Origin of the sequence: Halomonas sp. IOP_14 (assembly GCF_021021315.1) — a bacterium.
GTDB lineage: Bacteria > Pseudomonadota > Gammaproteobacteria > Pseudomonadales > Halomonadaceae > Vreelandella > Vreelandella titanicae.
On sequence record NZ_JAINWD010000062.1, the window covers coordinates 1 to 20,160 of the forward strand.

The 20,160-nt window shown below is 53.3% G+C and carries 12 protein-coding genes; all 12 read right to left on the reverse strand.

The genetic code is table 11. The annotated features are described in order from the left end of the window. Positions 1-221: hypothetical protein (locus K7H09_RS23285; protein WP_230806190.1), on the reverse strand; the 221-nt coding region annotated here is incomplete at its 3' end. 143 nt (positions 222-364) lie between these two features. Next, positions 365-1,531 carry a nucleotide sugar dehydrogenase gene (locus K7H09_RS23290; protein WP_230806192.1) on the reverse strand — a complete coding sequence of 389 codons (1,167 nt, stop codon included), beginning with the start codon at positions 1,529-1,531 and terminating at the stop codon, positions 365-367. A gap of 108 nt (positions 1,532-1,639) precedes the next feature. Continuing rightward, positions 1,640-3,232: a phosphoglucomutase (alpha-D-glucose-1,6-bisphosphate-dependent) gene (gene pgm / locus K7H09_RS23295; protein WP_230806193.1), complete on the reverse strand. Its 1,593-nt coding sequence runs from the start codon at positions 3,230-3,232 to the stop codon at positions 1,640-1,642. A 21-nt stretch (positions 3,233-3,253) separates the two neighbouring features. Beyond that, a complete protein-coding gene (locus K7H09_RS23300) occupies positions 3,254-4,315 on the reverse strand; it encodes a glycosyltransferase family 1 protein (RefSeq protein WP_230806195.1) in 1,062 nt (353 codons plus the stop codon). A gap of 305 nt (positions 4,316-4,620) precedes the next feature. Next, positions 4,621-5,631 carry a phosphotransferase gene (locus K7H09_RS23305; RefSeq protein WP_230806197.1) on the reverse strand — a complete coding sequence of 337 codons (1,011 nt, stop codon included), beginning with the start codon at positions 5,629-5,631 and terminating at the stop codon, positions 4,621-4,623. 279 nt (positions 5,632-5,910) lie between these two features. Next, complete coding sequence (locus K7H09_RS23310; RefSeq protein WP_009288300.1) at positions 5,911-8,184, reverse strand: glycosyltransferase family 2 protein; 2,274 nt, start codon at positions 8,182-8,184, stop codon at positions 5,911-5,913. A 227-nt stretch (positions 8,185-8,411) separates the two neighbouring features. After that, entirely contained in the window at positions 8,412-9,803 is a 1,392-nt protein-coding gene (locus K7H09_RS23315; protein ID WP_230806200.1) for an alginate O-acetyltransferase AlgX-related protein, read from the reverse strand. Between the two features lie 208 nt (positions 9,804-10,011). Then, positions 10,012-13,095 (reverse strand): glycosyltransferase, encoded by a 3,084-nt coding sequence (locus tag K7H09_RS23320; protein WP_230806202.1) that lies wholly within the window; start codon positions 13,093-13,095, stop codon positions 10,012-10,014. An 87-nt stretch (positions 13,096-13,182) separates the two neighbouring features. Continuing rightward, complete coding sequence (locus K7H09_RS23325; protein ID WP_176316376.1) at positions 13,183-15,222, reverse strand: hypothetical protein; 2,040 nt, start codon at positions 15,220-15,222, stop codon at positions 13,183-13,185. 43 nt (positions 15,223-15,265) lie between these two features. Then, the gene (locus K7H09_RS23330; RefSeq protein ID WP_230806205.1) at positions 15,266-16,879 is read right to left on the reverse strand and encodes a glycosyltransferase family 2 protein; all 1,614 of its coding nucleotides are present in this window, start codon (positions 16,877-16,879) and stop codon (positions 15,266-15,268) included. Positions 16,880-16,974: 95 nt separating this feature from the next. Further along, positions 16,975-18,312, reverse strand: coding sequence for a phosphoglucosamine mutase (gene glmM / locus K7H09_RS23335; RefSeq protein ID WP_217920648.1), 1,338 nt, complete (start codon positions 18,310-18,312; stop codon positions 16,975-16,977). 994 nt (positions 18,313-19,306) lie between these two features. Beyond that, positions 19,307-20,080 carry a 3'(2'),5'-bisphosphate nucleotidase CysQ gene (gene cysQ / locus K7H09_RS23340; protein WP_176316374.1) on the reverse strand — a complete coding sequence of 258 codons (774 nt, stop codon included), beginning with the start codon at positions 20,078-20,080 and terminating at the stop codon, positions 19,307-19,309. Between the last annotated feature and the right edge of the window lie 80 nt (positions 20,081-20,160).

Sequence of the window (20,160 nt, forward strand, 5' to 3'; positions counted from 1 at the left end):
CCACGCGCTACTAAATCTCGCGTGCACATGAAAGCGGGGATGCCACCGGAATAGAGTGATTGTCGTAGCGCGTGGTAACGAGAAAGCGAGCTCAGCGAGCGTTTCGAGGCACCCGCGGGTGGCGGCGGAACGACGCCCAATGGCACCGAACCATCATCGCCTACACAGGCCAACCCCGGCACCGCTTCGCGCTGCTTCCGCGGGTGCGCTTCGCTTACCACGCGCTACTAAATCTCGCATGCACATGAGGGTGGGGATTCCAAGGATGTGTGCACATGGCCATGGCACGTCATCACGCCACCGAAGCCAAACCGTAGCGCGTGGTAACGAAGAACGCGAGCTGAGCGAGCGTAAAGCCACCTTCTCAATCACTGCCAAACAAATCGCGGGTGTATACCTTGGATTCCACATCGCTAAGCTCAGTGACCATGCGGTTAGCCAGGATGACATCACACTTGTCTTTAAACGCGGCTAAATCGCGCATAACGGTTGAGCCAAAGAATTTATCTTCCTCCAGCACCGGCTCGTAAACGACCACTTCCACACCTTTCGCTTTGATGCGCTTCATAACGCCCTGCATGGCACTGGCGCGGAAGTTGTCCGAGCCCGTTTTCATGATCAGACGATAAACCCCGACCACGGTTGGATTACGGCGCAGAACGGACTCGGCAATAAAGTCTTTACGCGTGCGGTTGGCATCTACAATTGCCTGAACCATATTACTCGGCACATCGGTATAGTTGGCGAGCAGTTGCTTGGTATCCTTCGGCAGGCAATAGCCGCCATACCCAAAGCTGGGGTTGTTGTAGTGCTTACCAATACGCGGGTCTAGGCCAACGCCTTGAATGATCTGCTTGGCATCAAGACCATGGGTTTCCGCATAGGTATCTAATTCATTAAAGTAAGCGACCCGCATTGCCAGATACGTATTCGCAAACAGCTTGATTGCCTCGGCCTCGGTGCTGTTCGTCAACAATACCTCTATTTCTTCGGCAATCGCCCCCTGCTTGAGGAGTTCAGCAAAGGTCTCACCCCGCTCGGAACGCTCCCCGACAATAATGCGTGAAGGGTAAAGATTATCGTAAAGCGCCTTTCCTTCCCGTAAGAATTCAGGCGAGAAAATAAGGTTTTGCGTGTTAAAGCGTTCAGCGGCACCTTTGGTGTACCCCACTGGCACGGTGGATTTTATGACCATCACCGCCTCAGGGTTAATCTGCATGACCTGCTCAATAACAGCTTCAACGCTTTTAGTATTGAAATAGTTGGTTTGAGGATCGTAATCAGTGGGAGTGGCAATAATCACGAACTGCGCGCCAGCGTAAGCCTGCTCGGCATCCAGCGTCGCAGTAAAAGTCAGGTCAGTACGATTTAAAAAAGCCGCTATTTCAGCATCCTCAATCGGAGAAAGGCGATTGTTCAACAGCGCTACTTTCTCGGGGACGATATCCACCGCGACCACTTCGTGGTGCTGCGCTAACAACATCGCATTGGAAAGCCCCACATAGCCGGTTCCTGCAACGGCAATTTTCATCCAAATAATTCCTAAAATTAATATAAAACAAAAACTTGAAGCACATGCTAAAAGCATAACGGGCACCACTAAAGGTGCCCGCCGAAGGATGAAACGGCCTCAAAGAATCTATTTCAACACACCAGCCAGCAATGCCTGGGCGTTCCCAATCAATTCATCCAAGTGCTGTGCGCCTTTGAAGCTTTCGGCATACACCTTGTAAAGCGATTCAGTGCCGCTTGGCCGAGCGGCAAACCAGCCGTTTTCGGTGGTGACTTTGATGCCGCCAATAGCAGCGCCATTGCCCGGCGCGTCTACCAATACAGCGGTGATAGCGTCGCCTGCCAGAGTTTTCTCAGTCACGCTCTCAGCACTCAGCTTTTTAAACGCCGCTTTCTCTTCGGGTGAACAGGCGGTATCGACGCGCTTGTAAAAAGGCTCACCAAAGCGCTCGGTAAGCGTGCGGTAATACTCGCTGGGCGTTTTGCCGGTGACCGCCATAATTTCCGCTGCCAACAAACACAGCACGATGCCGTCTTTATCGGTGGACCACGCCTTACCGTCGCGGGTTAGCAAGCTGGCGCCTGCACTCTCTTCCCCGCCGAAGGCAAGCCAGCCCTCGTGCAGGCCATCCACGAACCACTTGAAGCCTACCGGCACTTCGTAAAGCTCGCGCTGGTGGGAAGCCACCACTCGGTCGATCATGGAAGAGGACACCAACGTCTTGCCGATCTTCAGGCTAGCCGCCCACTCTGGGCGGTGGGTGATCAGGTAATCGATGCACACGGCCAAAAAGTGGTTCGGGTTCATCAGGCCACTGGCATCAACTATACCGTGGCGATCGGCATCGGGGTCGTTTCCAAAAGCGATATCAAAGCGGTCTTTAATCTTGAGTAGGTTAGCCATTGCTGCCGGGCTAGAGCAATCCATACGAATTTTGCCGTCGTGATCCGGCGGCATAAACGCAAACTCAGGATCAACTATAGTATTCACGACATCAAGATTCAGGTCGTAGTGCGCCGCTATCGCCTGCCATACCGGCAGCGCGGTGCCGCCCATGGGGTCAGCACCTAACGCTAAGTTTGCGCCCTGAATAGTGGTCATATCCACTACACTGCCAAGCTTGGCAACGTAATGCGCAGTGAAATCGTACTCCTGGGCGTGGGCAATCGCCTCATCCACCGGCACGGTGGGTATATCTTCCAACTGGCGCAGCAGGTAGGCATTTGCACGCAGTTCAATCCAGCCGGTGGCATCAGTATCCGCGGGGCCACCATGGTGCGGATTATACTTAATACCGCCATCTTCCGGCGGGTTGTGCGAAGGCGTGATGATTAAGCCATCCGCAAGCGCCACATCGGGCGCCGCCAGGTCATGGGGATTATTATGGTGCAGGATCGCCTGGCTAATCAGCGGCGTCGCGGTGTAGCCGTGATCTTTCTCGACAAATACCGGCACCTTGTTGGCAGCCAACACTTGCAGCGCGCACTCCCAGGCAGGGCGAGAAAGCGCGTGGGTATCGAAACCTAAAAACAGCGGCCCCTGATAGCCCGCCTCACGCCGGTAGTCGACCACCGCCTGGGTGATGGCATAAATATGCGAAGCATTAAACGTACGCTCAATGGAGCGGCCACGATGGCCAGAGGTACCAAACGACACGCGCTCCCCAACGACGTTAGCGCTGGGTCGCTCTTCATAAAAAGCTTTAACAGTAGATTCCATGGTTCCCTCTCCCTGTTTATCTTATTGCGGCACGGCACCACTACGTTTTAGCCAAAACTGCACAGCTGCTTCTACGTTACCGATACGTTTTGCATCAACAGCGGCTTGCTTAGCCATGTTGGCAGTCGCTATAGGGTTTTCTAACAAGTGTTCTAACGCACTTCGCCATTCAACGGGCGCATCATTGACTAGCAAACCATTTTTCCCGTGCTGGACAATCTCAGTGTACGGGTAACGATTTGAGTATATTCCTACCCCGCCCATGGCGGTAATATCAAAAAATTTGATGAAAGATTTTCCATGGTTAAACGGGGTATTTAACAACGGGGCTAGGCCTATATGGCAGCGGTGCTCTCGTTGATAAACCTTAAACGTCTCCCAGGCTAAGGGGCAAGGCGCGTTTAAGCGTGGCAGCGTGATTAAACTTTCTGGAGTGTGTGGCCCCAGCATAATTTCCACCTGGGTATCCATACGCTGGGACTGCATGCCTTCTATGGCCGGGGCGATGTGCATAAGGTCAGCTAAATGCGCCCGCGTGCCGTAAAAGCCGATTTTCCAGTTAGCGCTGGAAGATGGCGGTTGCGAGAAATGCTGAAGTGAAGGCAGAGGAGTAATCAGAGGTGGCGTGAGCACTTGAACATTATCGTGCTCGCTAAAAAAACAGCGCGCCAATTGCTCGCTAGAGGCCACCACTTCATCAGCCAGTGACACTAAGCGAGGTTGATGTTTAGCAATCCCACCCATTCGCTTACGGTAGGCAGCCGGTAAGGTTGGGTCATTGGACGCCGCAAAAATATCATCATCGATTAAATAGGCAATATAGCCAAAAGCATCGCGGTGACGTTCTAGCCAGCGCAGCCAACCTAACGGTAGCGAGCGACAAAGCAGCAGATTAGCCCCCGCGAAACGCCGCAGCAGAGAACGACCATGTACCCAGCTAGCCCCGAAAGATCGAGAAGCGGTAAAACGCTCGACCACCATGCCCCGGCAGCGCAGACCGGAGGCAGCAGATGCCAAGAAATAAATGTCCTCGGTCGGCCGCGCCCCATCGCTTAGAACAACCCAGGTAGTGTGGCGACTCACGGTACATCCTTGATTAAGATAATTCTTCTCCTTTCCACTAGCCCTATTCAGCACCCGCGGGTAGCGGCGGAACGACGCCCAGTGGCACGGAACCAACCCTGCCTGCACAAGCAAACCCCGGCACCGCTTCGCGGTGCATCCGCGGGTGCGCTTCGCTTACCACGCGCTACTAAATCTCGCATGCACATGAAGGTGGGGATTCCAAGGACATGTGCACATTATGTACATGGCCGTGGCACGTAATCACTCCACCGGAATCGAGTGAGTGCACCCGCGGAACGCCCCCCGGAGCTTCCAACTCAGCGTTATTGACTAACACCAGGGTACATTTTGAACTGTTTATATAACTTGTAAATACGAGCCCGCAGCTGGGCAGCCTCTTCAGACCGCATGAAATGGGCGACGTCCAAACACTGAAACAGATAGGTGAACACCAAGGCGCCCAACTGCTGATCAACGCTTTTTTCAGTCAAGGCTTCTACGTCAGTCCAGGGTAGCCCACGCAACAGAAGCGCCGCATCGAAGCCTAGCGGCAAATACGCCCATCGATCCCAGTCAATAAGCGCTACCTGCTGCTGCTGAGTATCAATGAGTACGTTATTACGGTGTAGGTCACCATGCGACAACACGCGTGGCAAGCGCGCAGTAACACGGATTAAAAAGATAAAAAATGTCAGTTCAATCCCACTGACGCCTTCCCGCAATGCCTGCGCGATGACCGATGGAAGCAGTCTATGCAGCAAACTTTTAAAACGACTGTAGCGGCGTTTTAAAGCGCTGCGTCCTGCTTCGCCAGCTTGTTGAAGAGTGACAAGTTGCGCCATTACCATGGGCACCCACGCTTCCCACCCGCTTCCCACTTCTTCCAGAGTTATGCCTGGCTGAAAAGCAAACAGCTGTAGCATATGCCTTTGTTGAGAAAACGCAGCCAATAAAGGCGGCGCGGCTATACGATTAGGCGTGATCACTTTGTCATAAAGCTGCATCACGTTTGCATGCGCCTTGGGCTCTACATCAAAACGTGCCATGACAGGCGCCTGATTAGCAACGTTAAGTACAGCGCCAGCCATTCGTCGTTCAGCAGACTGCCCAAACAGGGGTTTAAACCTATCTACCGGCAATTGATCGGGAAGCGAAGCCACGGCTTTATACTCCGCGTGCTGATTGGAGATGGCAATAGGTAACCAATCACTTTGCTTTGGATGTTTAAAGAGCCAAGGGCTATGCCGCAGTGGCATACCTTTCGGGGTCACCACGCGAACGACATCGCCGTGCTTCAGCGCCAGCTCCCCATGAAAACCCACGTTGCCACTCAACGAAAGCCCTGCCTTTTTTACATCCGCTCGTGGGCGGTTACAAGACAGCCGGCAACGTGTTCGGCCATTCACCACCACAGTCACGTATGGCGATAAGCTCCAGCCACTAATCGCATCCTCACTAACCCGGTCTATAAAACCTAGTACGCCTGGTTTTTTAATTACTTTAAACATAACCAATTACTTGAATATCCGGCGAAAATTGTTAATTGATGTATCAAAGTGTCTGATAAGTACCACTACACGGGTACTTTAAGATTTATATGGATATTCAAGCGTTTATCGCAACGAGAAATCCTCATGAACCAAGGTCAGATTAGGATTGTAGGCCGGGTCACTGTCCAGTAATTCGCCCCAGGTTTTACGCATATAGGCATATTCGCTTAGCCAACGCGCACGCTTTTCAGGGGTGTCATCGGCACCGCGGGAAATGGATTCATGATGGTAAAGCTCAGCAAACGGCGTCCACAGATTACGGTAACCCGCCTCACGAACCTTAATGCATAAATCCACATCGTTGTAAGCGACAGCCAGATCTTCCTCGTTCAAACCATTAACAGCATCGAAGACCTCTTTACGCAGTAGCAGACAGGCTGCCGTCACGGCAGAAAGGTTCTGAGCCACTTTCAAGCGCCCCATATAACCATCTTCGTCACGCTGAAAGAAGCGATGGGCATGTCCCGCTAAGCCACCTAACCCAAGAATCACACCACCATGCTGGATGGTGTCATTGGGGTAGTAGAGCTTTGCGCCTACACAACCAATATCAGGGCGTGAAACCTGCTCTACCATCTCCGTCAGCCACTGCCCATCAATCGGCTCTACATCGTTATTGATTAAACCAATAACACTTCCCCGAGCATGGTCGGCACCATAGTTATTGATGGATGAATAATTAAACGGAGCGTTCCAGGACAACACCTTTACTCGGGTGTCACGGGCTGCCACTTCGTCCAAATACGCCAGGGTCTCTTTGCAGCTGCTTTGGTTATCCAGAATAAGCAGTTCAAAGTGGCTATAGTCGGTACGGTCTAAAATAGCATCAACACAAGGGCGCAATATATCGACGCCATCGCGGGTAGGCACCAGCAAGCTCACCAAGGGTTCTGGCGTAGGCATCGGCCAACGAATGCGCTGCGTGCCGGGTAATAACCCTGGCGCTACTTGTGCAACCTGCCCACAGGCCTCTAAATGCTGCTCAACAGCCCCAACATAACTGGAAGGCGTTGTGGCAGCCCCCGGTGCACCGTGATAGGCAATATGGGGTACGTGGGCAAGCTGTTGCGACGAAAAATGATCGCGCCGTGTTACGTCCAACGTTTGTACGTAATCCAGCCAATCAGGGTTATTGGCATTGTCACCACACATATCGGCTGAAAGGCGTGGAAAAAAGCGGTGCTGGTAACACACGGCCCGACCCATATACGGCATCGAAAGCAGCAAATCAGCATTCCACTCAGGCTTAAACTGCGGCGAGTGCCGAACTCCCTCCTCGTCAAGGCTATCCTCATCGGCTATCAGCATCTGCGCTTGAGGATTATCTGCAGCAATACTGGCCATATGAAACAGTGCATTCGCCGCTAAACGATCGCCTGGGCGTAAAAACCATATCCAGGAATGTTTGCAATAGGAAAGGGCCTCTATCCGCAAGGCCGCAACACTGGTGGCATGACTTTCTACAACGCGAAGAACGGGCATCTCACGCTGCCATTCTTCTAACCATGCCTGCCAGCCATGAAATGCCGGTGACGGTAACAAAAGTACGGCCTGCCGTGGCGACAAGGACTGCTCCGCCACACTGGCCAGGCTGCCTTTTAAGCTGTTTTGTAAAGCCTGTAATGCATCAGGCGTCGCCTCGCCAATAGGACACACCAGCAAAATACTACAATCAAAAGAGTGAACATGATGGCGCATGGCCACCTCATGGTCGCTAGGCGCACGCCTTCGTTCTACCTGACGAATCCACTGCTGGTAGTGGCGACGAGTGGAAAAACTAATAAATGTACTTTCGTAGTCCTCTAGGGCAATGGTTTGCCATTTGCGGCTCTGTTTACGCGCCTGCTGCTTCAAACTGAGCTCAATTTCTTTCAAAGAAAGATCACGGTAGTGTTCATGCATGTTGGATAACCGCTGCAGCAAACGGTTATAGGCAAACATTGGCGTTAGCCATACGAAGCGAAAATGTTCCAGGGAAAACGTGCCCGTGGCGTTCATGGGCGCAAACGTCACACGTTTCACACCCCATGGCACGTATACAAGCCGCTTCGTGATCTTACCCACACGCAGAGGTAGCTCTACCGTTAACGAGCGCCGTGCAGACTCAAACGTGAGGCTAGACACCACACTGGTCACGTCTCGCTCACAGGCAATTTCGACCATGTTCCAGCCGGGCAAAGGTAACTGCCCTTCTAACGCAAAAAGCGGCTCCGCGCCCAGGGATTGCCATTCACCAGGGCGTGAAGCCGCCTTTAATTGCTGTAAAGGAACAAATTGCTGAGGGCTGCGGTGGTGAGGGTACCAAGGCTTATCGCGTGACGTGTGGTTAGCATTCATTCAAAAGCGTCTTATCCGGCGGATATGGAGCGAGCATGTTACCAGCCCTTAGGCTGCGTCACACCAGCCTGTTATAAAACCCTGCTAGGCTCTGTTTGAAAAGTCGGCGAGCGAAGGCCAGACAAGGCAAAAATCGGCGAAAAGACGGAGTTTACATGGTGTAAATGAGTACTTTGAGCCGATTTTTAACGCCGTATGGTCGAGCGCAGCCAGTTTTCAGACAGAGCCTAGACTAGCCAGGGTGTTAAATTAAGTTTATGAATCAAGGCATCATCGCGTGCGACGGAGATCTTTCGCTTAGCCACTGAAGCCCACTCATCTTCAGATAGCCTGGCGCGTTTTTCATCGATTAACTTCAAAAGTGACTGATCCACCTCAGGTACTTGCACCATAAACCGTGCATTGGTTTGCATCACCAAATAAGCCGGATTAACCGCTTTCACCAGCTCAGGGTCGAGGCTTCCCGCGCTGTGTACAAACACCACTTGTTGAAACAGGCGGCATAAGTAGTTAAGCATTGAATAGCTGGAAGACGAGCCAAAGAGTAAACATACACTAGGCATCAGTGCCTGGTCATTCACTAACACCGACAAACGCCCAAAGTTGGGCAAGCCATTATCATAATAGCGGCACTTCATATAGCTAAACGAGCGCAGCACCTCTATGTTGCAATGGCGTTCCGGCGTAAATTTATTGCCCAAGTCGCCGACAATTGTACGTTGCACGTACTCATCTTCGGCAAAAAGCGCGTTAACCGCATTGGGATCAAGGTCAAGCGCCGTTGCCAGCGCTTTTGCAGCCACCATCGCGCCTTGCTGGGACCAGTGGCTATCCGTGCGAATAAAGGCCTCATCACCCAACTGGGTCAAAAGCGCCTGGGGGTACACAATGCTGTGTGCTTCCGGCAACGCCATTAACTGTTGTATGGGGCCACTGCTACCTTCAGTAAACGGATGATAGCTAGGCCCCATGACACTCTCTTTAGACGGTGCCACCAACACCGCATGAGCGGCCTCGGCACTGTCAGCCAGTTGCTCAACGGCTTGAAAGTACTGTTGCCACTGCTCGACCCCTCCTTCCGTTAGGCGAAGCCGCCCCCGGTACTGATCAACACTCCCATTGGTATCATTATCCAAAAACAACCACCCCTGCTTACCCTCAAGCACTTTAAGGGAAGGAGGGAGTGCATCATCTAAATGAACATCAGACGGTATATCTACCTGGGAAAGGGGAAACTGCATATCTCCTAAGCGCAGAAACAGTGAGAACTGCTCCAAACGGTGAGGAACCGTAAAACGAAAGCCACACTGCACTTGAGGGTGTGACTCATCAGCGGTTCCAAAAAGCGCTTCAATGACATCAGGACGGCGCACCGACAGAGGGTGGCAAAGCTCAAAGGTTTTGCTCCAGCGAGCAATTATTTCAGCCTTGCCTACCCACTCGGCTAACGCTTCAGGCAGCACTACCCACCCCTGCACGACCCACCCCCCTGGGAGCAACCACGGGGGGCGTTGCGCATCAGGGAAATCAAGGTGCCAGCGGAGCCCTGAGGTATAGCGGTCTAAAGTGTCCCGCCCAACAAACCGTTTAACAAAGCGAGCGAAACGTATGGCAGGCATCTCCCACGGGGTTTTAAGGGCTCTGTTTTGAAGAGCTCTGTTTTGAAGAGCTCTGCTTTGAAGGACTATGCTTTCAATCATTCTCAGTGAAACCGTCCATAGCTGACTGTAAGAACGCTTGATCAGGCCCATAACGATGGGCCAAGTGGACACTCAGACAACCCCGTTACGGGAAAGTGCAGAAGTGTCATAAGCGACGCTCTTCCAGTCAGAGATCCCACACCGCTTTACGAAAACCAAGGGTATGTCGCGTTGGTTCATCCCACTGATTTTTCCTGAACATTAGATCGAATTGACTATTGGAACGACCAGACAGCACCCGAGTAGACTTCTGCAGTTTATGCACGACACAAGCATCGCTGACATGGTAAATCCGCAGCCCTAACAGGTGTCTTACCACATCGCAGTAAATACGGTCAGAGCGGTAATGGCGGCCAAACTGCGCATCCAGAGGCCCAGCGCTACGATATGTTTCCCGGGGAATATAGACACAGAAGAACGGTGCAAAGCTGATCTCCAGCACTCTTCCGTCATGCAATAACGGCGGAGTCACAATATTACTGTGATGAGCCGAAAGATTGACATCACAGGGTTGATCGGCGTCGGCATAAGGCACGTGGGTGGTTAAAGTGGGCGTGCCACCAGGCAAAATTTGCTGGGGAACGACCAGACCACACTCAGGCAATTGAGTCGCTGCCAGTTGCATAGCTTCCAACGCACCTGGCTCAACCTGCGCATCATTATTAAGCAGCATCAAATCGTGGTCTGTTTTAGCCGCTGCCAATCCCAGGTTAACTGCGTGAGTAAAGCCATAGTTGCAGGAATTAAAAATTGCTTTCAGGCGCCCTGCAGCCTGAGCCTCTTCAAGGAACTTCTTCACCGGAGACGAAGAGTCATTATCGACAACGATCACCTCCAGCTTATCGCCCAGCGCCAGCGCTTCCAGGCTAGTGAGGCAATCACGCAGATCCTCCAACGACTCATAGCTGGGGATAACCACCGACACCCCTCGCTGCAGTGCAGTAGAGGCAGTTGATTTAGCGGCAGACCACTGATGCCCAGTTGCCTCACGTACCTGATCTAAATAGCCAACGTACTCCGTGTTAGCCGTCAACGTGTTAGCGGCACGGCCATAATAATAGTGGGTTAATACGACTGGCACTGAACAAAGCCGTACCCGCTGGCTATAGCGGCGGATCAAATCCCAGTCCACAAACCTCGGCAGCGTCTCGTCAAAGCCCCCACACTGTTGATAGGCCTCGCGAGTGTGACAAAACGCATTGAGGTCTACATAGTTCCTATTGAACAACAATGCGCGATTCAAAGGACCAAACAGCACGCCTGAAGGCTCTGTGGCATTGCCGGTGTAGCGATATAAGCCTGAATAAAACGCCTGAGCTGTGGGTTCGCGGCTAAAAGCCCCCACCATGGCAGCCAAATAGCGTGGATCCCAAACGTTATCAGAGTCCAGGTAAGCGATATAAGCCCCCTGCGCTACCTCCAACCCTTGGTTGCGCGCATGGGAGACACCTCGATTTTTTTTCAGAGCAATCAGTTGAATACGTTCGTTTTTGGCGGCCTGCCGCTCACACCACTCACGGGTGCCATCGGTACTGCCATCATCTACCAACAGCAATTCCCAGTTGGCATACACCTGGCTACTCACCGACTCGACCGCTGCCTCAATGGTATCCAAACGGTTAAAGCAAGGCATAATGACAGTAACTAGCGGCGCCTTTGCGAGTGCTTGCGCATTACGAGTCAGCCCATCAGCCACGTTCTCCATGGCGGCCAAGCATCGCTTATCAGCCTCGCGAAACGGGCGCGACAGATAAGGATCAACCAAACCATGGGCAAGATAACCCGCAAAATCGCTAAAGGAACGCTGAAACTCCCAGACAGCATCGCCACTGGCCACCACATGGCCACTCAGGGTGTCGATTAACTCAAGGTGATGGTTTTGGCCGTCTACCAACTCAACCGGCGGATATGTCTCAAAGGCATGGCGCCCTTCATGAATGCCGTTATCACGCAGGTCATTGCGAAACTGGTTAGCGATCACTTCAATATCATGGTGACCATCAATACGGATCAACGCCGAACGTGGCGCGCTGGAACCACTGTCCGCCAGCCAGCCACAAATCGCGAGATCGCCGTTGAGGTTAAGATCGCCATTCAACCCCTGTTTTCTGGCCGCTTTCACACCACTAGTACCAAGCACCTGCAATTCTTGAAGGTCACTGCTATCGATCAGCAGCTCTGACGGCATGGTGCTTTCCAGCCCGGTCTCCATCTGATAAGGCGAAAGCTCGCCATTAGACCCATGGGGTAACAGCAACACCCGCTCTGACTGGGGGCGCACGACACCGCCCACCAAACGTTCCAACGCATGGGACAACTCACCATCCTGCTCGCCGGTTTCTGGCTCAAACATTAATGGCGCCACTTCGGCGGCCAAAGCAGATAGCGCTTGGGGGCGGCACCAAAACATACTGCCAGCAAAAAAGCCCCAGTCGCTTTCCAGCGATACATTGACCCGTGGTGCAAGCTTTTCCAACCAAGGGCCATTGCCAAACCGCATTGACAGTTGGCTCATAAACAGCCGCTGAGGGCCTGCTAACTGCAAGCGGGGGTCGCTGCGTAGCTTATGCAGCAACGCCTGCACGCCGCCGCCACTCGGCAATACGCTGCTCAAAAGCGTATCCCGCCACTGTTTAGCCACCGGCGTTACACCCTGCTTGGTGTGCAGCTTCAAGCACAGCGTATACTGTTGCAGATGAGGTATTAGCGAAAAAAACGGCGCAATATCCCGCCCCCGATTAGGGCAGTACACCACTTTTGCACCAGGGTAGCGTTTCTTCAGCGCCACAATTTCCCGCGTATTCGGCGCATGGGACGTGGTAATAAACAGATCGAAGGGCTCCTTCAGCAAGGCAAGCCTGTCACCTAGCAGTGCCACCAATTCAAGATGGTAAGCATGCAAAACGACCGCCAGCTGTGGAACAGCAGGGGAATCCCCTTCCCCCACTACTGCCCGCCGCCCTTCACTGCGGCCATGACGAAGGTAATGCAGCAACGGGCTCAGCCCCGATGTGGCAACATCGGGATAGCGTCGGGAATACTCTTCAGGATCAAAACCAGGTCCCGGGCAGCGGCCCAGTGCCCAGCCATAATTTAAAAAATGCTCCAGCGGAGAAAGCTGACTATGCTGAGCATCTAGATAACGGTTTACATACCACGACGCATTAAATAATTCTGCATCCAATAACAACTTACGATTAGCATCGCTCATTACAGTTCCTTTGTACTAGGCTTTAGTACCACGCTTTAGTGCTACGTTTTAGTACTTAGCTTTAGTACTTAGCTTTAGTACTTTGCTTTAGTACTTTGCGTTAGTACTACGCTGCTCTTTCTCACCAAATTTAAGGTAGTGCACAAGCGGGTTGATTCCGCTTTCTACCACGTCGGGGTTGTGCTGAAGGTAGTACGCCGAGTCAAACCCCGGGCTAGGGTTACGCCCTTCGAAACCGCCCATCAACAGATAGTGGCGGGCAGGATTCGCCGACATTTTGCTATCACGAGCAATATCAGGGTATTGCGCTAAATACCACTTAGCGTCGAACCACTGACTCGCTTCGATTAACGCGACCTGCCGCTTGATCGCTCGCTTTGTCAGCGGTGGGGCTTTAGCAACACTTTTGGGGGCGGTTAACTCCGCTTGAGTAGACGTATCAGTACTAGGTGCTGCTGCTCGCAGAGCTTCTAGCTGATCCACTAGATTGGCTAACTCATGAGATTGACGCTCTATTTCGCGACGCTGCTGGGCCTGCGTTTCGCGGTTGGCTTTAGCGTCCACTTCAAGTTTCTGGTTAGCAGATTTTGTATCATCAAGCTCGCGTTTCAACTGCCCGCGTTGCGCTTCGTTTTTCTTGAGCTGTTCGGTTAGCTCGTCAACAGTGCTAAGCGCTTCTTTTTCGCGCTCAGTGGTCGCTTTCAATTGAGCAGAAAGCGTGGCGTATCCTTTCTTTTGCTGCGCCAGCTGTTGTTCAACATCTGAACGGCTCTTTTCAGCATCGCCAATACGCTGCTCCGCTTCTTGTAGCTTACGGGTCAATTGGCCCATTTCATTAAAGCGCGCCTGAAGCGACGATTCAGCTTTTTGCAGCTTGTTAGTTAACCCAGTGTTTTCTTCATGGGCGCTACGCAAGCTCTTCTCGTTGGCTTCAAGTAGGCTGGTAAGTTTTGCCAGTTCGCTAAAGCGAGTTTCCAGCGTCCGCTTATATTCATCCACTTCTTGCTGAGCTTTGTTGAGCGCCTGTTCGCTGGCTTTCAACGCCTGGGCATACTCACGTGACTCAGCAGCGTAGCGCTCTCTTTGCTCACGGGCCTCATTCGCTTGGCGTTCGCCCTGTTCACGCTGGCGCATCAGCTCCTTTTTCAGCTCGTCGTTAAATTCTTCCAGCGAACTCACCCGCTCGGCCAAACGGCCACGTTCCTGGGCAAACCGAGATTCTTGCTGTTCAAGGCACGCTTTCAGCTTATCGCGCTCTTCACCCACCTGCTGTAAATGCTCTGCCTGCTCATTTACCCGCTGTTCGGCAGCCGCCAGGTTGCTCGCCTGTTCGTTAACTCGGGTTTCCAGGGCCTGTGAAAGCGCCTGCTGGTGGCGCACAGTCACTTTATCCTGGCAACTGCGCCCCAGGCGGGCGAAAACATCCTGCACCACCTGCGTAGAGGCCGCCGACTCCAGCGCGCCTAAAAGGTTTTTAAGCAGCGGGGACAGATTATTACCTACCGCAATAATCCCCAGCCCACCGGCATGGTGAAACACAAAGTGCGGGTAGCGAGCTTTAAGGGTTTCAAAAGCACGGAACACAAGGCAACCTGGCTCGCGGCGGGCAACCCCTGGCACTACCACGACACCCTGAGTTGAAAGCTTGGATAACCAGCGATCCAGCAGATAATCCACGCTGTTGTCATCGGCTTCTACATGTAGCAGTAACAGGTCGATTGAGCCCTCATCAAACTGGTCAATCGCCCGGATGGGAGTCGCCTCTAGCCACTGACTGATTGTAGAGAAGTGGTCAGCGGCATAGGCCCGAATAGCCTCGGCATCCTGCTTGCTTGCTGCATCTTCCTCATGCACTCCCACCATAAAGCAACGTGTGCCCAGGCGAAGCCGGGAGGCCGACTGGCAAACCGCAAAGTGCGCGACGCTCTCGACCCCCAAGCCCACAGCCTGCTGTGGCCGCAACGCCTCTACCAACCAAAACAGAAACGGTAGATGTTCCAGCCAGGGAGATGCCTCACGGTAATCAGGCTGCCAAAACATGGATCCCTGGGCTAACGTATTGATAGAAGGCTTGATAGCAAGGTCTTGTGTAGCGTTGGCCGCTACCGAATGCTGTTGCTGGCTCACAATGAATTCCTAACACGTAATAAATGGGCAATAGGATACCAGCTCAACCGGGCAAGTTGGCAGCCGGTGCTGGAAAGGGACGAACATCGGGGTTGGCCGGCAGGTACAAATCACTTGGCTGTTTGGCACTCTCATGCCATTGAGCCGCCGCATAGCGGTAATCACTGCGCACCCCGTTAAACTGGGTAACTAAGTGCGTGGGGCCTGCCTGGCTAAGCGAGGTGGGCAAGCTACGGCCAAAGGCCAGCGGAACGCCTCTCTTAACGCCACCAAAGGATTTAGCGCCAAAGGCAGTCGTAAAGCGCTGAAAGTACTCAGCATCAGCATCCACTCTGACAACGTCCCAAAACCCTAATGTTTCAAAAACCTTCCGCCGAAACATAAACGATGACGTATTGCGATAAATCCACCCATCCATCGCTTCAACACGCCAACGAGTAAAGAGCATTTCAGTAGAACAGCGAACCCAATCACTAAAGCATGCCTGCCACTCTGGCTTGCTTTCCAAGCCTGCTACCTGCACTTCAAGCTTTTGAGGATGCGACCAATCATCACTATCGTGAACGGTGATAAATGCTCCCTTCGCTGCCGCCAAACCTCGGTTACGCGCTGCGTAAGCCCCCTGATTGGTGGGCTGAGTTAGCACTCGAAAGCGAGAATCCTGCTGGCTAAATGCCTGGGCCACGGCTAACGAGTCATCTGTAGACGCATCGTCTACCACGATAACCTCTATATTGGCATAAGACTGCGTAGCCAGGCTGCGCAGCGCCGTTGCCAAGTGAGCCTCTGCATTAAATAACGGTACAATGACGCTGACCAATTCACCGCTCTCACGCGCAGAAGAACGAGTCTCTGCTGTGTTTTCGTGCGTTAAGTTATCGAGCGTTAAAGGCTGGTTAGCATCTTTAAGCACGAGCGGATAGTGATTGGCACGGCTAAACAGCGCGTTAATGTGCTGTAAACGAAACTGCTCCGTTAGCGCGTGTGCTTGTGAAGACGCTGGAGGCGTGGCTGCCCCCCCTGCTTGAGCAGCGGCCTGCACTGCCAACAAATTAGCGAGCGCCAGGGAGGTATCAGGGTAATCGGGGAATGCGGCCATTAACTGCTGGATACGCTGCCAAGCTTCCACGAGCTGACCGTCGTTGACCAGGGCTTCCACCTCTAATAAACAGGGAGCCGCCGTAGCGGGCTTAACATCGTGTAGCTGATGGCGGCGTGACAATACCTCAGCGCAGCGCTGCCACTCACCTTGCCAAGCATACCAACGCCCCAGCGCCCATGCTGCGTAGCTAGCTTCCCAGGGGTCTTGATGGGTAAGTAGGCCATTCAGTGTTGATAATTGCGTCGAGGTATCAGCCTGTTGCCAAAGTAGATCCTCAACCTGGTGCGCAAGTAGATCAACCGGCATGCGCCCCTCTTTTTCTCCATTACGCGTGAAATGGAGCAAGGGGCTAACGCCCGCCTTAGCGATATCCTGATGTTGATTACGGTAATACTCGGCATCAAAACGCGGGCCAGCTTTTCGACCCCAGGCCTCCCCCAGCAGCAAGTAGTGCTGCGCGGGCGACATACCGGAAACAGCCACATCGGGGTATTGCATCATATACCAGTCAGCATCAAACCAAGGGCTTTGCTCGATGTCCGCGATATCTGACAAATGCCTCTCTGTCTTATGCTCAGGGGGCAAGCTAAGCGTTGAAGATGATGTCAAAAGTCATTACCTCGTGTAACAGGAGAACCTACCGTGTTCGCCTAAGAAAACGCATCAGCAATTTGCTGGGCACTGCTTTGCGCCTGATTAGCATCTACAGCCTCGACCATCACACGAATCAATGGTTCGGTACCAGATTTGCGCAGCAGCACGCGGCCCGTTTGGCCAAGCTGCCGTTCGACCAGTGCGACAGCTTGCAGTACCGCTGGGGTATCAAGAGGATCATGCCCTGCTTGGGCGGTATAACGCACATTAATTAAGGTTTGCGGGAGTTTGTGCATACCCTGTTTGGCGTCATACAGCGTTGCCCGTTGCTCTAACAAACTAGCCAGCACGCGCAGTGAGGCAATAATAGCATCGCCAGTGGATGCATGATCCAGGCTTAGCAAGTGACCAGAGCCTTCCCCACCTAACCGCCAGCCCATGGCGTTTAACTGTTCCAGCACATAGCGGTCGCCTACTTTGGCGCGCTTAAAAGGAATATTCAATCCATTAAGCGCCTGCTCAAGCCCCAAATTACTCATTTGGGTACCCACTACACCGCCGGTGTAGCCCGCGCGCTTCGCATCTTTCGCAAGCAAGTATAAAAGCTCATCGCCGTCTACCACGACCCCCGTATGATCCACCATCATCAGGCGGTCAGCATCGCCATCCAGAGCGATACCCATATCCGCCTGATGGGCGAGCACTGCATCACACAGGCTCTGCATAGAGGTAGCGCCGCAGTTTTCGTTTATGTTGAGGCCATTGGGCTTATCGTGAATACTAATTAGCTCGGCGCCTAACTCGCGAAAAACCGCTGGGCCCACTCGGTAACCCGCGCCATTGGCACTATCCAACACAATTTTCAGGCCATTCAAACTCAAGTGCCCTGGCAGGTTAGCCTTGCAGTATTCGGTATAACGGCCAGCGGCATCATCAATACGGCGCGCCTTACCTAGTTTCTCGGAGCTAACGCAGGTCATGCCGCCGTCAATGGCTACTTGTAACCAGCGCTCTATTTCCTGCTCTTGGATATCATTAAGCTTCTGACCACCCTGCCCGAAAATCTTAATACCATTATCATCAAAAGGATTATGCGACGCGCTAATCACTACCCCCGCATCCGCACGGAAGGTAGAGGTTAAATAGGCAACGCCAGGGGTCGGCAACGGCCCCACCAGAGCAACATTAACACCCGCCGCGGAAAAGCCCGCCTCTAATGCGGATTCCAACATATACCCACTGGCACGGGTATCTTTACCAATTAACACTTCTCTAACACCTTCAGCACCCAACACCTGCCCTGCGGCCCAACCCAACTTCATAGCAAAATCAGGCGTCATGGGAAACTCCCCCACGCGACCGCGTACACCGTCAGTACCGAAATATTTACGCATTATTTAGTAACCTTAAAAGTGAATCGTGAATCGTGAATCGTGAATCGTGAATCGTGAATCGTGAATCGTGAATCGTGAATCGTGAATCGTCAGGAGTATAGGTCTTGAAGCGCGTGGTAACGAGTATGTGAGGGGAATGAAGATTAAGAGGTGTCCGCAGGCGAGGCCCTGATCAAAGGCCGGGGGGCCTACGCCGCGCTAAGAAAACCACCCATTCAAATGAGTACACATATGTAGCGCGTGGTAACGAATCTCGCGAGGCACGAGCGAATGAGGCACCCGCGGGAGGCGACGGAACGACGCCCCGTGGCAACCAACCATCATCGCCTACACAAGCCAAACCCGGCACCGCTTCGCGCTGCTTTCGCGGGTGCGCTTCGCTTACCACGCGCTACTAAATCACGCGTGCACATGGAAGTGGGGATTCCATGGCCATATGCACGTCATCACACCACCGAAATCAAGTGAGTGCACCCGTAGCGCGTGGTAACGGAGAACGCGAGTTCAGCGAGCATTCGTAGGCACCCGCGGGAGGCGGCGGAACGACGCCCAATGGCAACCAACCATCAGCGCCTACACAGGACAAACCCGGCACCGCTTCGCGCTGCTTTCGCGGGTGCGCTTCGCTTACCACGCGCTACTAAATCTCGCGTACACATGAAGGTAGGGATTCCATGGCCATATGCACATAATCACGCCACCGGAATCGAGTGATTGTCGTAGCGCGTGGTAACGAATCTCGCGAGGCACGAGCGAATGAGGCCCCCGCGGGAGGCGTCGGAACGACGCCCTGTGGCAACCAACCATCATCGCCTACACAGGCCAAACCCGGCACCGCTTCGCGCTGCTTCCGCGGGTGCGCTTCGCTTACCACGCGCTACTCAATCTCGCGTGCACATGGAAATGGGGATTCCATGGCCATGTGCACGTTATGCACATGGCCGGACAACCAATATCGTGGAGGTTGGCAAAACAATATCGGTGGCGCCTGGGCTTAATGCCCCCACACCACAAAATAAGGGTTGAGCTTTTCGCTGGGGTTGGCGTAGCTAAGTGCAGTGCCTTCCAGGGTTTCTACCCGGCCACCGGCTTCGAGCACTACCGCATGAGCGGCGCCGGTGTCCCACAAACAGGTGGGCCCCAAGCGTGGGTAGGCATCGGCGAAACCTTCGGCGATGATGCACAGCTTTAACGAACTGCCCATGGGCAGCATGGTGTGCTCACCCAACTGTTCCAACCAAGCGGCCAAATCAGGGCTGGGGTGCGAACGACTACCCACCACGCGCCACGTTACGCCCTCTTTAGGCTTGCCTGCCACGGAAATGGCCTTACGACTACCATCGGCTTCAACCTTAAACGCGCCCAGCCCCCGCGCGGCCACATAGCCCACCTCCAGTGCTGGCGCAGTCACCACGCCGAGCACCGGCTTACCGTTTTCGATCAGCGCAATATTGACGGTGAACTCGCCGTTACGCTTGATGAACTCTTTGGTGCCATCCAGCGGGTCGACTAGCCAGTAGCAGCCTTCAGCATCAGCACCTGCAAAACCCTCAATGTCCTCTTCTGAAAGGATCGGGATCTGCATCGGCAGCGCCTGTAAACCGCGCACAATAACGTTGTGCGCCGCCATATCAGCCTCGGTCAACGGGCTTTTATCTTCCTTCTCCTCTACGCTGAACTCGCGGGCGTAAACACTCATGATGGCGACATCAGCTTCGCGGGCAATGCGTTCAACGGCATCCAGCAGTGCTTGATCAAGAAGCGCCATAATCTAATCCCTCTATAAGACTTAGTCCTTAAAACCTAGTCCTTAAAAACCTAGGGAAGCTCTGAAAAAGTCACTGCCAT

Bases quoted from the DNA above. Each gene is read 5' to 3' on its own strand.
- K7H09_RS23290 (WP_230806192.1), bottom strand. From the start codon at position 1,531: ATGAAAATTGCCGTTGCAGGAACCGGCTATGTGGGGCTTTCCAATGCG.
- pgm (WP_230806193.1), bottom strand. From the start codon at position 3,232: ATGGAATCTACTGTTAAAGCTTTTTATGAAGAGCGACCCAGCGCTAAC.
- K7H09_RS23310 (WP_009288300.1), bottom strand. From the start codon at position 8,184: ATGAATGCTAACCACACGTCACGCGATAAGCCTTGGTACCCTCACCAC.
- K7H09_RS23315 (WP_230806200.1), bottom strand. From the start codon at position 9,803: ATGCCTGCCATACGTTTCGCTCGCTTTGTTAAACGGTTTGTTGGGCGG.
- K7H09_RS23320 (WP_230806202.1), bottom strand. From the start codon at position 13,095: ATGAGCGATGCTAATCGTAAGTTGTTATTGGATGCAGAATTATTTAAT.
- glmM (WP_217920648.1), bottom strand. From the start codon at position 18,312: ATGCGTAAATATTTCGGTACTGACGGTGTACGCGGTCGCGTGGGGGAG.
- cysQ (WP_176316374.1), bottom strand. From the start codon at position 20,080: ATGGCGCTTCTTGATCAAGCACTGCTGGATGCCGTTGAACGCATTGCC.